Annotated in this window: 13 protein-coding genes; 5 read left to right on the plus strand and 8 right to left on the minus strand. The window is 63.9% G+C overall.

Annotated features, from left to right (window positions below):
* Window positions 1-79: 79 nt before the first annotated feature.
* The 4 genes from L6637_RS19005 to L6637_RS19020 form a co-directional block, all read right to left on the minus strand.
* Complete coding sequence (locus L6637_RS19005) at window positions 80-1312, minus strand: rhodanese-like domain-containing protein (protein WP_237859669.1); 1233 nt, start codon at window positions 1310-1312, stop codon at window positions 80-82.
* Between the two features lie 105 nt (window positions 1313-1417).
* Complete coding sequence (locus L6637_RS19010; protein WP_237859671.1) at window positions 1418-2824, minus strand: DUF1963 domain-containing protein; 1407 nt, start codon at window positions 2822-2824, stop codon at window positions 1418-1420.
* A 37-nt stretch (window positions 2825-2861) separates the two neighbouring features.
* Window positions 2862-4052 (minus strand): PepSY-associated TM helix domain-containing protein, encoded by a 1191-nt coding sequence (locus tag L6637_RS19015; RefSeq protein ID WP_237859673.1) that lies wholly within the window; start codon window positions 4050-4052, stop codon window positions 2862-2864.
* A 2-nt stretch (window positions 4053-4054) separates the two neighbouring features.
* A complete protein-coding gene (locus tag L6637_RS19020) occupies window positions 4055-6379 on the minus strand; it encodes a TonB-dependent siderophore receptor (protein ID WP_237859674.1) in 2325 nt (774 codons plus the stop codon).
* Between the two features lie 175 nt (window positions 6380-6554).
* Between L6637_RS19020 and L6637_RS19025 the strand changes: the two genes are divergently transcribed.
* Together L6637_RS19025 and L6637_RS19030 are read left to right on the plus strand one after the other, a co-directional pair.
* Entirely contained in the window at window positions 6555-6884 is a 330-nt protein-coding gene (locus L6637_RS19025) for a hypothetical protein (RefSeq protein WP_237859676.1), read from the plus strand.
* Window positions 6881-8122: an MFS transporter gene (locus L6637_RS19030; protein ID WP_237871680.1), complete on the plus strand. Its 1242-nt coding sequence runs from the start codon at window positions 6881-6883 to the stop codon at window positions 8120-8122. The genes L6637_RS19025 and L6637_RS19030 overlap by 4 nt, the downstream gene beginning before the upstream one ends.
* Here L6637_RS19030 and L6637_RS19035 read toward each other — a convergent pair.
* Complete coding sequence (locus L6637_RS19035; protein ID WP_237859680.1) at window positions 8119-9003, minus strand: dihydrodipicolinate synthase family protein; 885 nt, start codon at window positions 9001-9003, stop codon at window positions 8119-8121. The genes L6637_RS19030 and L6637_RS19035 overlap by 4 nt on opposite strands.
* Before the next feature lie 177 nt (window positions 9004-9180).
* Here L6637_RS19035 and L6637_RS19040 point away from each other — a divergent pair, with 177 nt between their 5' ends.
* Both L6637_RS19040 and L6637_RS19045 read left to right on the plus strand, forming a co-directional pair.
* Window positions 9181-10593 carry an FAD-binding oxidoreductase gene (locus tag L6637_RS19040; RefSeq protein WP_237859682.1) on the plus strand — a complete coding sequence of 471 codons (1413 nt, stop codon included), beginning with the start codon at window positions 9181-9183 and terminating at the stop codon, window positions 10591-10593.
* A 7-nt stretch (window positions 10594-10600) separates the two neighbouring features.
* On the plus strand, window positions 10601-11281 hold the full coding sequence (locus tag L6637_RS19045) for a GntR family transcriptional regulator (RefSeq protein WP_237859684.1): 681 nt from the start codon (window positions 10601-10603) through the stop codon (window positions 11279-11281).
* 4 nt (window positions 11282-11285) lie between these two features.
* Here L6637_RS19045 and L6637_RS19050 read toward each other — a convergent pair whose 3' ends face one another.
* Window positions 11286-11513, minus strand: a complete 228-nt coding sequence (locus tag L6637_RS19050) for a hypothetical protein (protein ID WP_237859686.1) — start codon at window positions 11511-11513, stop codon at window positions 11286-11288.
* Window positions 11514-11723: 210 nt separating this feature from the next.
* Here L6637_RS19050 and L6637_RS19055 point away from each other — a divergent pair, with 210 nt between their 5' ends.
* Window positions 11724-13745 carry a YgiQ family radical SAM protein gene (locus tag L6637_RS19055; RefSeq protein ID WP_237859690.1) on the plus strand — a complete coding sequence of 674 codons (2022 nt, stop codon included), beginning with the start codon at window positions 11724-11726 and terminating at the stop codon, window positions 13743-13745.
* Between the two features lie 17 nt (window positions 13746-13762).
* Here L6637_RS19055 and L6637_RS19060 read toward each other — a convergent pair whose 3' ends face one another.
* Window positions 13763-14056: a DUF718 domain-containing protein gene (locus tag L6637_RS19060; protein ID WP_237859693.1), complete on the minus strand. Its 294-nt coding sequence runs from the start codon at window positions 14054-14056 to the stop codon at window positions 13763-13765.
* 436 nt (window positions 14057-14492) lie between these two features.
* Window positions 14493-15581: an FAD-dependent oxidoreductase gene (locus tag L6637_RS19065; RefSeq protein WP_237859697.1), complete on the minus strand. Its 1089-nt coding sequence runs from the start codon at window positions 15579-15581 to the stop codon at window positions 14493-14495.
* Window positions 15582-15613 lie beyond the last annotated feature (32 nt).

The following is a 15613-nucleotide window of genomic DNA, read 5'->3' on the forward strand; positions in this document are numbered from 1 at the left end:
AGACCGCGGACGAGGCCGAGCACAATAGGGTTTGGATACGGGGATATCCTGACCTGGCGGTAGTCAGATTTGGCGGTAGTCAGATCACGTAGAACCCGTGCGTGCCGTCGCGGCGGAGCTGCTCGACGAGGCCATATTCCCAGTCGAGATAGGCCTGCATTGCCTTCTCCGCAACATCAGTGCCCTCATAGGGGCGACGGTAGCGATGCGCGGGGTCTGGCTTCGGCAGGACGAGGGGCGGGCCGACCTCGAGTGGGCCGCCATAGCCGCCTTCGAGGACGTAGACCTCCCAGCCCATCTGCGCGAGCCAGGACGCCGTCATATCGGCGCGCACGCCCCTGTCGTCGGTCAAGAGGAGGCGCGCGCCACGCACCGGCGCTGCCATGTCGGTTTCCTGCACGAGCTGGCCGCCGGGATAGTGGCGAAAACCCGGGAGATGACCGGCGGCATATTCCTCGGCATCGCGCACGTCGAAGCGATAGAGCGTGCGACCGGTCGCTGCGACCAGCGCCGCCATCTCGTTCTCGCCGATATGACGGACGCCGGCGCGATAGGCGACATCGCGCGCATTGGCCGGGCCCCCTTCAAATGAGCCAATCGCGCCCCGCCGGTCAGCACCGCGATTGAGCGTGTGCCGCGCCAGCGTCCAGCCGATCGTGCCGTTGCGCAGCGCCCGCACCTTGTTGGGCACGCCGGCATTGATCAGCGACTGGGTGCCGATGATCGAGCGGGTGCGGCCGGCGCAATTGACGATGATGGTGGTGTCTGGATCGGGCGCGGCCTGGCCGGCGCGCAACACCAGCTCCGCACCGGGCACGCTCACCGAGCCCGGAATGTTCATGGTCGCATATTCGTCGAAGCGACGAACGTCGAGAATGGCAATGTTGGCCTTGTCCGCGATCAGTTTTGCCACCTCGTCGGCGCTGAACGAGGGTGTGTGGCGGCGCGCCTCAACCAGCTCGCCGAACGCCTTTGAATAGGAATTGACGTCCTCGAACAGCTCGTAGCCCGCCGCGCGCCAGGCTTTCAGCCCGCCATCGAGCGCGCGGACATTGCTGTAGCCGAGCGCGGCAAGACGTTCGGCGCCATCAGCGACCAGCCCCTCGCCATCATCATAGAGCACGATCCGCGCGTCCTTGCGCGGCAGCCTCACCGCGGCCTCAACCGCGATCCGGTCCACGGCCATGTTCGCCGCGAACAGCGGATGGCCGGTGGCGAAGGCCGACTCAAACCGGAGATCGAGCAGTGCGATCTCCTCACGCAGCAGCAGCGCGCGACGGACATCGGCGGGAGTGACGGTCGAAAGCTTCATGGCGTGGACCCTGAAAGGAAGACCAGAAGCTTTTGAACCATTGCCGTGATGTTGGCTAGTCAGATCAGAAAATCGGGCAATCGCCAGTTTGCCACACGTATCGCACTAGTCACATTCGTATGTGGCGGCGACGCCCGAAAAGTCGAGTTGCGTGAGTGCATCCCGGTCAATCCAAAAATGAAGCACACAGCCGATGTTGGAGTGCCAATCGAAGAAGGCAGCATCACCCTGCACTTGGAGCAACAGCATATCTTCCAGATGGACCTCCGTCGCATCTTGCGGACCGCTGCCGTATCCCAGCATCTGATGGAGCGCTGTTCCAAAATGACGGCGCTGCCCCTCTTCCACGGTCGGCGCTTTCCAATGATTCTGTCGCTCGAGGTTCGCGACATACTCGAAAGGAGCGTCGTCGCAAGCGTCATCGCCCTGGGTCGCCATACAACGGATCGTGTGGTTGATGGCGTAGCCCAGATCCTCCGCAATTTGCCCCGCATATGTGCGTACCTGCCTGTCTATCCTCTCGTAGGCCTGCACGACGTCGAGCCACCACGACCTGAAGGCCGTCTTCGTATCCGCATCGACCTCGTCCATTGGGGTCAGTGCCCGGCAACGTTCAAGCCATCCGATCGCGCCGACGCGTAGACGCTTGAGCTCTGTAGCCACCTCGTCGGTAATCGGCTTGTAGTAAGATCCAGGTGTCAGATCACGCTGGACACGCGACAAGATTGAGCGAACCACATAGTTGATCAGAAGCCAGTTGAAGGGCCAATCCTCGTCTTTCTCATAGTCGCGCGCCCTTCTAGACTGAAGGAGATCCGGCGCCCGCGGCTCACCCGGGCCTAACACCCTGCACAATTCCTCGATCATGAATTCGCCCCCAGCGGCATCCTGATCGGAATAGACGTCGCGAAACGGCAGGAACGAAAGCGGGTACTTGAATTCGACTTTGGAATGAAAATCGAGCGCCGGATCGAGCCATCTGACTTGAGCGTCTCCGTCAGTCCCTGCCAGCGGCATGAGATTGGGTGGTGGCGAGCGGCCAGGATGCGCGCCACCGCCGGTCGGACTATAGAGGACACGGCAAGGAGGATTCCCTTCACCGACGAATACCGAGCTGCAAAAGAAGAAGAGCGTGCCTCGCTTCGGAAGTGGCGACCAACCTGAACCAGGCACTTCAGCCAAGTCAATCTGAGCGACAAAGGTGAGAGCTACCGTCTCTGGCGTCTCATTCGCCGTGACTTCCGCCACAGGCCACTCGAACTGCGGCGGAAGCTTGGGAAGTCCGCCAAAGAAACTTCTCGCCGGATGTGCAAGCGGCACGGGCAAATCGTTCCGTCTGACGAGCACTGCCGGCAGCGCTGCCTCTTCAAGTTCATCTCGTTCGGATCGTGCCATTAAGCCACCACGACTTACGCGTGCAGAAGTCGGATCGAACCATGTCGCGAAGCCTTGGACAAGCGTTTCTTGTCCAAGACGTGGGACGACCTTGGCGACACCGGAGCGACCGATCATCGCGCGCTCGATGAGCCGTCAGCAGGGAGCGTTGCGATCACTCGCCCGGAACGAGCCGCCCGTGCAGCGGCTGCGCCGAACGCTGCAACTTGCGGCGCGAGGCGTACAAGAGCACGCCGGTGATCGCGAACAGCGGCATCAGCGCTGCGGCTATCATGAACGCAAGCTTGCCCGGCCAGCCCAGGATCGCGCCGCGATGGATGTCGAGCACGCTCGCAATGGCCTTTTCGCCCAGGGTTTTGTCGGCATAGCGCTCAGCAGAGATGAGCTGGCCGGTAACTGCATCGATGCGGAATTCGTTACGCTCGCTTTCGAGCGTGGCGTCCTTTGGCCACGACCGGATCCGCATCACTGTGCCAGGACCTGCAGGAAGCGTGAGTTGCACCCTGGCAAAGCCGCCGCTCTCCTCACGCAGGAGAGTCGACCACGCACGATCGAACCAGACCGGCTGAGCCGGCTCGGAACGACCGGATAGGCGCGGCTGCTTCAGCTGCATCTTCACGGCCGCCACATGAGGCCGAGCCAGCAACCAGACGACGCTGTCCTTGTACCAGTCGAACGAGTACCACAGCCCGGTGATCGCCATCACCAGATAGACCAGCAGCACCCAGGTGCCGACGACGGCATGCAGCGAACGATGCAGGCCGCGGCCGCTGAGGGTGAGGTTCGGCTTCAGCCACATCTTCACGCTGCTCGCCCGACGCGGCCAGCGCAGCACGAGGCCCGAGACCAGCATCGCGATGAGGCCGAGCGCGGCGATGCCGGTGATCTGGCGACCCCAGCCCCTGGCATCGCCAGATATCAGCAACCAGCGGTGCAGCCGACGCACCATCGCAAAAAAATCCTCGCCGCGCGGGACGCCGAGCACCCTGCCGTCATAAGGATCTACATAGAGCGATGACGGCCGCCCGCCCTGCTCGTCGCGTGCGAAGCGGATATGAACGGCCGCCGAAGGATTGCTCGACAACGTGATGCCCGCGACCTTGCCGGCGTCAGGTACGGCCTTCAGACGCGACACCAGCTCATCCGGCAACAGAGCCGGTGTCGTCCGCGGGACGACCTGCATGATGCCGGCATTCAGGTGGTCGACGATCTCGTCCTCGAAGCTCATGGTCACGCCGGTCAGCGCGATCAAGGAGAGCAGCAGTGCGAGCACGAGGCCGGCAATGGAGTGAAGCTGGAGCAGTGCCGCCCTGATCTTGCGCCCGACCTGATGTTGTATCGCCATGGCTAGAACTTCACCGTTGCCGACAGCGAGATGCGGCGGCCATCGCCCATCGCGACGTTCAACGCGTTTCCGGTGGTGGAGGTGTAGTAGACCTTGTCGAACAGGTTCTTGACGTTGAACTGATAAGTCACGGGCACGTTGTCGACCTTGGCGTCGTAGGTCACGAAGATGTCTGCGACGGTGTAGGCGGGCAGGAAGAACGTGTTGGCGGCGTCGCCCGGCCGGTCGCCGACATAGTGTGCGCCGCCACCGAGCCGCAGGCGTCCGGGCAACCGGTCGCCGAAATCGTAGACGAGATAGAGCGACGCCGTGTTCATCGCGGCGTTCAGCAATTTTGCGTTGCCGACGACGGGATCGTTGATCAGGCGCGCATCGGTATAGCCGTAGCTGCCGATCATGCTCCATTCGTCAGTCAGCCGGCCGGTGACGTCCAGTTCGACACCGCGCGACCGCGCCGCACCGGAGGCGCGCCCTGTCGACTTGCCGTTGCCGAGGTCATCCAGCACCAGCACATTCTTTTTCTGGATATCGTAGACCGCCAAAGTGCCCGACAGCCGCTTGTTGACGTCGAACTTCAAACCGGTCTCCCACTGCGTTCCCTCCTCAGGCGCAATGGTGGAGTCAACGACGAAGCCGCTGGTGAAAGCCGCGATGGTCGAGGTCGGCTTCAGCGATTGCGTGTAGCTCACATAATAGGAGAGCTGCTCATTCAGCTTGACGATGAGCCCGCCGAGCGGCAGGACCTTGTCGCCCGAAAGGTTCGTGTTGGTGATGAAGACAGGCCGGCCTTTTCCGGCGAGTTGCTCATATTGCATCCAGCGCACGCCGCCAACCATGGACAGCCAGTTGGTGAGATGGAACGTGTCCTGGGCGAAGAAGCCGCGCGTGCCGAGCTTGTCGGTCTGCTCGCTGTCGGTTGGCGAGATTGTCGTGCCCGGCGTGACGAGCCCGTAGACCGGGTTGTAGAAATTGAAGCTCGGCGTCGCCTGACGGATCAAATCGTGGCGATCGATCGTACGATACAGCGCCTCGCCGCCGAACAGGATCTCGTTGCGGAAGCCGCCGGCCCAGACATCACCCTGCATATAGGACGTGCCGTAACTGGCGTTGCTCAGTGAGTTCTGGGTGCCGTCATTGCTGCGGGTCTCGACGCCGGTCTTGGCGTTGACGCCGATGACGCGGAGCTGGTTGGCGCTGTACGTCTCGGTGTTATAGCTGTAGGCCGCCGTGACCTTCCAGGTGTCGTCGAGCTTCTGCTCGACCGAGCCCTGCACCAGATCGGGCGTGCCCCACATGTTGTTGAATGGCTCGTCGAGCCGCCGCGTCTTCGAGATCGCCAGCGGGGCGCCGTTGACGAAGGCAGTGCCGCGGTCGAATGGCGTGATGAATTCCCGGTGCTCATAGGTGAGCTGGACCGTCGTGGCCTCGCCGTACCAGGCGAGCGACGGGTTCACCAGCATCTCCCGGTGACGGCCGAAATTGCGCCAGTAGTCCTCGCTGACGCCGTAACCGATGAAGCGATAAGCGAGCCCGCCATCGCCGATTGGGCCGGTGACATCGAGTGTGCCGTCGGCACCGTTGCGATTGTTCGCGTAGGTCGAGCCCAGCAGCGAGACCGCGCCGTGCTGGTACAGTTCCGGACGCTTGCTGATGGTGTTGACGATGCCGCCGGGATCCATAATGCCATAGAGCAGCGAGGCCGGCCCCTTCAGCACCTCGACACTGTCGACCGCAGCGTTCAGGCTGCGTCCCTGCACCAGCGGCATGCCGTTGCGCATGATCGAGCCGTCGCGGTTGTCGCCGAAGCCGCGGCGGATCACCGCGTCCTGGGTGCCGGCGAGCGTATTGGTCTGGGTGATGCCGCTGATGTTGACCAGCGCATCGTCGATGTTGCGCGGCAGCTGGTCCTTCAGGACCTGCGCAGGCACGACATTGACGGACTGCGAGGTATCGAGCGGCGATGCGCCCGAGCGCAACGTGGTCGCGCTTGGCATCGCGCGATAGCCGAGCTTTGCGGCCTGTTGTGCGGCGGCGTCCGCCGCGGCGCGTTCGGAGAACATCAGAGATGCGGATGGAACGGCCGTTGGGCTACGGCGCAGGACCGCCTGTGTCCGCCGTTGAGACTGCTGCGACGCGCGCGACGGTTTCGGCCGCTGCGTCGGTGCTTCCACATTCACCGGCGGCAGCGCCGTTTGCGCCTTCGCGACGGTCGTGCTGGAGTTGTATTCGGCGAGCAACACGGCCGCACCGATGAGAAGACTTGCACGGCTCTTGCCGGCGCGATTTCGATGACCTCTGACGCGAGGGCCATCCACAGGGGCACGCACTTTCAATTCACTTCCAAGTCACGGCATTGACGCTGGCGCATCTAGCAGCGACTGCGAATGAAGAGAACTATAGGTGGACTTGAATAGCTCTAGTGTTGAAACGTTCTAACAACAGGAACGATCGCATGATAATGCAGGCAATCATCGCCGAATTGACCACACGGAGCGCGCAGAAATGAACTGGCTTCATCTCGTTTCCTATTTTTGGGGCGGCGCATTTCTGGCGAACGCCACTCCACATCTTGTCAGCGGCCTGCGCGGCGAACCGTTCCAGACGCCGTTTGCGACGCCGCGGGGAGAAGGTCTGTCTTCGTCGACGGTCAACGTGCTCTGGGGTTTCTTCAATGTGACCGTCGGATATCTCCTCGTCTGCCGAGTCGGGGAGTTCGCCCTGCTTGATACGGCCGATGTCGTCGCGCTCGGGCTCGGCGCGCTGATCCTCGGCCTTTTCCTCGCGCGGCGGTTCGGCCAATTCCACGGCGGCAACACGCCCACGGGGTCATGAGCGTGCCAGGCGCGGGCACATTTCGCTCACTGCGGAACTACAATTACCGTGTTTGGGCTGCGGGAGCGCTGGTGTCCAACACCGGGACGTGGATGCAGCGCGCCGCGCAGGACTGGCTCGTTCTCACCGAGCTGACACGACACAATGCGCAGGCCGTCGGCATCGTAATGGCGCTCCAGTTCGGACCGCAGCTCCTGCTGATGCCGTGGACCGGATTTGCCGCCGATCATTTCAATCAACGGCGGCTTCTGGTCGCGACCCAGGCGACGATGGGACTGCTGGCGCTGGTGCTTGGCCTTCTCACGGTCACCGGCCTTGTGCAGCTCTGGCACGTCTATGTGTTCGCCTTCCTGTTCGGCTGCGCCGCGGCCTTCGACGCTCCGGTGCGCCAGACTTTCGTGGCCGAGCTGGTCGGCGACGGGGAACTCTCCAACGCGATCGCGCTGAACTCGACGTCCTTCAATGCCGCGCGGATGGTCGGGCCCGCGATCGCGGGAATCGTCATCGCCTCGATCGGCACCGGCTGGGCCTTCCTGCTCAACGCTGCATCCTTCGTGGCGGTGCTCTGCTCGCTCGCACTGCTGCGCACGTCGGAGCTTCGCCCGAATGCACGAGCGCACCGAGCACCGGGCGGCATGACGGAAGGTTTTCGCTACGTGTGGTCGCGCAGGGATCCCAGGGCGATCATGATCATGCTGTTCCTGATCGGGACGTTCGGACTGAACTTCCCGATCTTCATCTCGACCATGGCGGTCAGCGTCTTCCACACCGACGCGCGCGGCTTTGGCCTGTTATCGTCGACGATGGCGGTCGGCACGATCTCGGGCGCGCTGCTGGCTGCCGGGCGAGCGCAGCCGAAATTCATCTCGCTGCTAATGGGAGCCGCAACGTTTGGCGCCGGATGCACGCTGGCCGCGCTTGCGCCGAGCTATTGGCTGTTCGGAGGCACGCTGGTTTTGATCGGCGTTGCCGCGCTCACGGTCACCAACACCTCGAACGCCATGATGCAGCTCTCCACAGAACCGCGGATGAGGGGGCGCGTCATGGCATTGCGGCTCGGCGTCGCGCTGGGCGGCACGCCGATCGGCGCACCGATTGTCGGATGGGTGGCGGATCATCTCGGCCCGCGCTGGGCGCTCGGCGTGGGAGCGGCGGCAGGTTTTGCCGCCGCGCTCGTCGCGGTGCGCGCCATGTCAGCGCGCGCCGCGGACGATCACAGCGATCAAACGCGCGCTTAGGCGATCGCCGGGTTGGTCAGCTCGTCGAGCTTCGCCTTGAGCGCGGCGCCGTCGGACAATGCGCGAAGCGGCGGGCGCACGCGGAGCCAGCCGGCATCGCCGGTCTGCGCAGCGAGGATGGCCTTCAGCGTCGTCAGGAAGGACGGCGACTTCACCACGATATCGACAGCGGCCTGCATGCGCGCCTCGACGTCCTTGTCATCGATCATCGCCTTGACCAGCTCCGGCGCGATATTGGCCATGCCGCAGATGGTGCCGGCACCGCCACCGGCGATCGCGCGCGCGATATCGGTTTCGTTGCCGACGGTGATGGCAAGCTCGGGTGCCGCTGCACGGAACGCCTGGAATTGCTTGAAGTCGCCGCTGGAGTCCTTCAGGCCCGCAACCGTTTTGCCGTAACGCTTGCGCAAATTCGCGGCGACACTGGTCGGGATCGCGACGCCTGAGATCTGCGGGATGTGATAGAGGTAGGCGCGCAGGCGATCATCGGCGACGCCGTCAATGACAGCGGCGAAGGCATCCTCGATGCCCTCAGGCGTGGCGCTGCGATCGAAATAAGGCGGCAGGATCAGAACGTGTCGCAGGCCGAGGCCGAGCACGGCGCGCGCCAGCGCTATGCTGTCGCTGATGGCGGGAAAGCCGCCGCCGATGCCGATGCGCTCCGCCGGCACGCCCGCCTTGAGGACGGCTTCGATGGTCGCGATGCGTTCGTTGACATTGAAAGAGGTGCCCTCGCCTGTGGTGCCGAACAACACGACGCCGTCGACGCCCTTGCCGAACAGCTGCTTGGCGTGAGCGGCGAGCTTGGTGGAATCCACGCTGCCGTCCGGCGCCAGCGGCGTCGCCGACGCCACCCAGAATCCGCGAATTGCCTCCGTCATAGCACCACCCATCGTTACGGCTCCGGAACAAACCCCTGATCGATAACGATCTTCGGGGGCGACCGGACCTTGTTTTTGCTTTACTTTTTATCTTGTACCTTACATACAAGACAGGCGCAAACGCTTTCCGCCGGCTCAACGCGCATGAGGCGCAGCCAAATTTAGAGGAGGTCTCGCATGAACATGGTGACCCCTGTCGGATATCCCGAGCCACTGCTCGCCGCCTTGCGCGATAAGCTCGGCGCTGCGGCCGTGCTCACCGGCAGCGACGTGCCCGCGCGCAATTGCAACGACTGGAGCGCGAGCCTGCCGCAAACGCCGCTGGCGGTGATCCGACCGCTTGATGCGCAGGGTGTTGCCGATGCGATTGCGGCCTGCCGACAGGCGCGCCTGCCCTTCGTGCCGCAGGGCGGCTTGACCGGGCTCTGCCGCGGCGCCGCGCCCGAAGCGGGCTGGATCGCGATCTCGCTGGAGCGCATGACCGGCATCGAGGAGATCGATCGCGCCTCGATGACGATGACGGTGAAGTCAGGAACGCCGCTGGAGACGATCCAGAAGGCCGCCGACGAGGCCGGCTTGTTCTTTCCGCTTGACCTCGGCTCGCGCGGCTCCTGCGCCATCGGCGGCAATCTCTCGACCAATGCCGGCGGCAACCGCGTCATCCGCTACGGCATGACGCGCGAGTTGGTGCTCGGCCTCGAAGTTGTGCTGCCCGACGGCACCATCATCACCAGCCTCAACAAGCTGATGAAGAACAACGCCGGCTACGATCTGAAGCACCTCTTCATCGGCTCGGAAGGCACGCTCGGCATCATCACCCGCGTGGTGCTGAGACTGTTCCCGAAACCGCGCTCGACCATGGCCGCGCTCTGCGCATTGAAGGACTATGCCGCTGTGATCGCGCTGCTCGATGCCGCCCGCAGCGGGCTCGGCCCGTTGCTGTCGGCCTTCGAAGTGATGTGGCCGGATTATTGGGACGTGATCACGAATCGCGCAGGCGTCAAGCCGCCGGTCGCCGCAGGTCAGGGTCTCTATGTGCTGGTCGAGGCGCAGGGCACCGACGAGAGCGTCGATGCGCCGCGTTTCCAGGCCTGGCTCGAGGAGCTGATGGAGCGGGGCCTGCTAGTCGACGCGGCCGTGGCGCAATCGCTGGCGCAGACGCAAGCGTTCTGGCGCGTGCGCGACATCTGCGCCGAGTTCGGCCAGGTGCTGGGGCCGCACATCTCCTACGACATCGGTCTTGCGGTGGCGCGGATGGACGCGTTCGCCACGCGCTGCAAGGCGGCGCTGGCTTCCGGCATCAAGGGCTGCGAAAGCGTCTATTACGGCCATGTCGGCGACGGCAATCTGCACCTCGTCTCCTGGGTCACGGGCCTTCCCGTCGAGCAGCAGCCCAAGGAGGAGATGGACACCATCATCTATGGCCTCGTGCGTGACATGGGCGGCAGCGTGTCCGCCGAGCACGGCATCGGCACGCTGAAGAAGAAGTGGCTGGGACATGCCCGTAGCGAGGCGGAGATCGCGCTGATGCGGACGCTGAAGGCCGCGCTCGATCCTGATCATCTGCTCAACCCCGGCAAGGTGATCTGAGGGGACAATGCGATCGCTCAAGCTCGATGCGCCGAAATCGCTGTCGCAGCGGGTGATGCTGCGGCTGCGGCAGGCCATTATCGACGGCGAGTTCGCGCTCGGTGCCGCCATCTCGGAGGAGATGGTGGCGAACTCATTCGGCGTCAGCCGCACGCCGGTGCGGGAGGCGATGGGCCAGTTGCAGGCTCAGGGGCTGGTGGTGATCCGGCCGCAGGTCGGCAGCTTCGTGTTCACGCCCAGCGCCGAGGACATCACCGCGCTCTGCACCTTCCGCATCGCGCTCGAGCCCAAAGCCGCCGAACTCGCCTTTCGCCACGACCGCGACGGCGCCATCGCGACCCTGAGCGAGGCGATCGCGGCGATGGAGCCGGCGGTTGAGGCCAAGGACAACATCGCCTATGGCCGCGCCGACGCCGCCTTTCACGAAGGCCTGTTCGCGCATTGCGGCAATCGCTATCTCGCCGAATCCTACCAACTCGTCTCGGGGCGCGTGGCGGCGCTCCGCACCAACCTGACCTCACCGATCGACGTGCGCACCCGCTCGTCGTTCGACGAGCATCGCAAGCTGCTCGATCTGTTCGCGCGCGGGGAGTTTGCGGCGTTCGAAGCGGCGATGACCACGCACATCACCAATTCGGGCGTAGTCTACGCCAAAGCCTTGAAGGTGGAGACGCCGGCGGCGAATTGAGCGGCTATTCCCCGCCCCGTGGTCCCGGCCTGTCGAGAAAATCCAGCGCCGTGTTGATCTGTTCGAGCTGGTGCTCAATTTTGTCGCGGTCCTCGACCGACGGCGCCTTCTCGAGCTGTTCGACAAGCTTCTGCTTCCGCGACAGCAAATTCTCTATGACTGTACTCACAGCTCCCCCATCGCCCGAGGCGAATATCGAGGCAATCCGGATCGTGGGCACGGGCGCGCGCAAGCCGGGCTCGCCACGGCCCCTAAGTCAGAATGTGGGCGGACCCGGATCGTTCCTGCAAATGAACCACTGCGCGGGTGGTGAGCCGGCCACGACGGCCGAGGTCCAGCCGGCGCTCGCGAAGGGCTAATGCGCCCGAACGAGGACGGAACCGGCATCTTTCACGCTCCCGTCGGTTGTATTCGCGCGTCCGGAGTCCTATGCGTAGGCCCCATGGACACCCAGATCATCACCGCCGACAAGCCCCTGATGGCACAGGCGCGCCCGCGCAAGCCGGCGCCGTTCCTCCCCATGAGCCGCGCCGAGATGGACGCGCTCGGCTGGGACGAATGCGACATCGTGCTGGTGACCGGGGACGCCTATGTCGACCATCCGAGCTTCGGCATGGCCATCATCGGCCGGCTGCTGGAGGCGCAAGGATTCCGCGTCGGCATCATCGCCCAGCCGGACTGGCACTCGGCCGAGCCGTTCAAGGCACTCGGCAAGCCAAAGGTGTTCTTCGGCGTTACCGGCGGCAACATGGACTCCATGGTGAATCGCTACACCGCGGACCGCCGCATCCGCAGCGACGACGCCTACACCGCCGGCGGCGAAGGCGGCAAGCGGCCGGACCGCTGCACCATCGTCTACGCCCAGCGTTGCCGCGAGGCGTTCAAGGACGTGCCGATCGTGCTCGGCGGCATCGAGGCCTCGCTGCGCCGGATCGCGCATTACGATTACTGGTCGGACAAGGTGCGCCGCTCGGTGCTGGCCGACGCCAAGGCTGACCTGCTGCTCTACGGCAATGCCGAGCGCGCCGTCGTCGAAGTGGCGCACCGTCTCGCCGCCGGCGATGCGCCGCGCGAGCTCGATGATATCAGGGGCGTCGCGCTGTTCCGCCGGGTGCCCGAAGACTATGCCGAGCTGCACGCCGACGATCTCGATTCCGCCGACGAAGGCGCCACGCGCCAGAAGGGCGCAACCGTGATCCGCCTGCCGGCGCTGGAGCAGGTCGAGCAGGACAAGGAAGCCTACGCCCGCGCCTCACGCGTGCTGCACCGGGAGAGCAATCCCGGCAATGCGCGGCCTCTGGTGCAGCGTCACGGCGACCGCGATCTCTGGCTCAACCCGCCGCCGATCCCGCTGACCTCAGAGGAGATGGACGCGGTCTACGATCTGCCCTACGCCCGCGCGCCGCATCCGTCATACGGCGAGGCGAAGATCCCGGCCTGGGACATGATCAAGTTCTCGGTGACGATCATGCGCGGCTGCTTCGGCGGCTGCACCTTCTGCTCGATCACCGAGCATGAGGGCCGCATCATCCAGAACCGCTCGGAAGGATCGATCCTGCGCGAGATCGAAAAGATCCGCGACAAGACGCCGGGCTTCACCGGCGTGATCTCCGACATCGGCGGCCCCACCGCCAACATGTACCGGATGGCCTGCAAGGACCCGAAGGTCGAGGCCGCGTGCCGGCGGCCGTCCTGCGTCTTCCCCGAGATCTGCCCGAACCTCAACACCTCGCATGACGATCTCATCCGCCTCTATCGCAAGGTGCGCGAGACCAAGGGCATCAAGAAGGTGATGGTTGCCTCGGGCGTGCGCTACGACCTCGCGGTCGAGAGCCCCGAATACATCAAGGAGCTCGTCACCCATCACGTCGGCGGCTATCTCAAGATCGCCCCTGAGCATACCGAGCGCGGCCCGCTCGACAAGATGATGAAGCCCGGCATCGGCGCCTACGACAAGTTCAAGCGGATGTTCGACGAAGCCGCAGAGCAGGCCGGCAAGAAATATTACCTGATCCCCTATTTCATCGCGGCGCATCCGGGCACGACCGACGAGGACATGATGAACCTCGCGCTGTGGCTGAAGAAGAACCGCTATCGCGCCGATCAAGTGCAGACCTTCCTGCCATCGCCGATGGCGACGGCCACCGCGATGTACCACACCGGCGTCAATCCCTTGCGCGGCGTGCGCCACGGCGGCAGCGACAGGGTCGAGGCGATCAAGGGCCTGCGCCAGCGCCGCCTGCACAAGGCGTTCCTGCGCTATCACGACCCTGATAACTGGCCGGTGCTGCGCGAGGCCCTGATCGAGATGGGCCGCCGCGACCTGATCGGCTCGCAGCCCCACCAGCTCGTCCCCGCGCACCAGCCGCCCGGCACCGGCAAGGCCGCCGGCACCAGGCGCCCCCTTCGCCCAGGCGGCAAGACGCAGAAGTTCACGACCAAGGGCATACGGCTGATGAAGTAGCGGGCGACGCTCGCCTGCTAGAGATCGAGCACCACCGCCCCCGACACGGCATCGGTGACGCCGCGCCCCTGGCCCTGGTCCTCGAGCACCGACCTGAAACTGTCGAGCGTCTTGATCATCGCCGATCGCGCCGCAACCATTGCGTCCTGACTGGACCATTGGCCGATCAGGCAAAAGGTCTGCTCGCCGGTCTTGATGATGACGCCATGTTCAAGGCCCGGCCATTTCGCCTTGCCGTTCCGGTGCGCGTCGAGGAAGGCGGCCTCCTCACCCTGCTTCACCTTGAACTTCACCACATTGTAAACCTGCATGGTGCGTCTCCTGAAAATGGATTGATGAAAGGCGAGCGCCGGACGGGTCGGGCTCGGACCGATAGTTTTGCACCCTGGAAGCAAAAAGTCGAAAACAACCCCATGCACAGTAGCCCGCGAGTGCGAAATCAAGGGCTTGAACTGCTACGAGGCCGAGTCGAGCGGTCATCGCGCTTGAGCGGGCGTTCGCGCGAAAAATTTCCGTAAAACCGAAAATCGCTTGAGGCGTCGGGCAAAACAGGTGTAGGATGGAATCATCGCGGCCTGTGGCAAGTGCCCGCTCCCGTCACAGCTCGACACGCATCTGCTCGCCAGATCCAATCGGCAAATGGGTGATGAGCCGCATGCCGCACGACACCATCTGAGAGACCTTCGACATGACGGCGAGTGAACTCAACCCGATCCGGTCAGAGCGCGACAAATTTTGGACAGCACCTCAGACCTCCGGGATTTGCGGATTGACGATCGGCGCGTGGTCGGGGTTGTGGATATGGATGTCCGGAAGAGGCTTCGCCGACGCCTTGCCAAACTGAGAGGCAATGTGACTAACGAGGCCCTGGCACACGGATTTATCTGCCGTCTCATTGTTCACACCGACCTCGAACGTCCCGCCGATGACGACGTGATCGGCACGCGGGAACATGTATCCATCCTGACCATACAAATATTGCAACGCGGGCTGCGGGGGCAACATCGCCAACTGGCCCTTGATCGGGACCATCTTCGGATCGCTCATCAACGTCATCGAGCCGAGCCCGGTGCAATTGACGACGATCGTTTCCGGCACCGACGCGATGATATCCGACCTGTTGACGAATTTCTTGTTCACGAACGTCGTGCCGCGCGCCCGCAGATCTGCTTCGAGCTTCGCAAGAAAGATCGGCGGTTCGATCAGCAAGGTCTGGTAGACGAAGCCAGGCTTGGTATGGCCCTCGAACGGCTCCCTTGGAAGCGATTCCCTCGGCTTGATGAGACCGGGCGCCAGCTGGATCACGACATCCAGATTATGCGACGGCGTGGCCGAATAGTTCGGCCGCTCGCTGACGCCAAAGCCCTGGCCGATGCTCGCCTTGAAGGTCGTGTATGCGAACCTGATGATGTCCGTGAGTTCCTGTTGCTTGCCCGCGAATTCCACCACCGACACGGCCCACTGGCCGCCGGCCTTGGATGACGTAGTCTGCAGCGGCGCGCGGTCCGAATAGATCGTGACCGTCAGACCGAGATCGGCAAGCAGCGTGGCGGCGGTCAAGCCCATCACCCCTGCACCCAGGACGGCCACTTTCCTATTGGGCGAGCCAACCAGATGGCTCCTGACGATATCCCGCACCTTGGAGGCGCAGCCCCAGCTCAACGTAATACCGGCACCGCCATGCCCGTAGTTGTGGACGAAGAATTTACTCGAGATCGTCTCGGCGTCGAGACGGTAGGATCCGTTGCGATACGGCCGTACGCCGGCGATACATGCGCCGGGCTGGTCGGCATCGAAGGTGAAATCGGGCGTCGGCAAATTGGGCGTTGCTGGCATGTCCGGTCCTCGCGAAACCCATGAACGTCTGC

It is taken from the genome of Bradyrhizobium zhengyangense (assembly GCF_022012435.1).
Taxonomy (GTDB): Bacteria; Pseudomonadota; Alphaproteobacteria; order Rhizobiales; family Xanthobacteraceae; genus Bradyrhizobium; species Bradyrhizobium zhengyangense.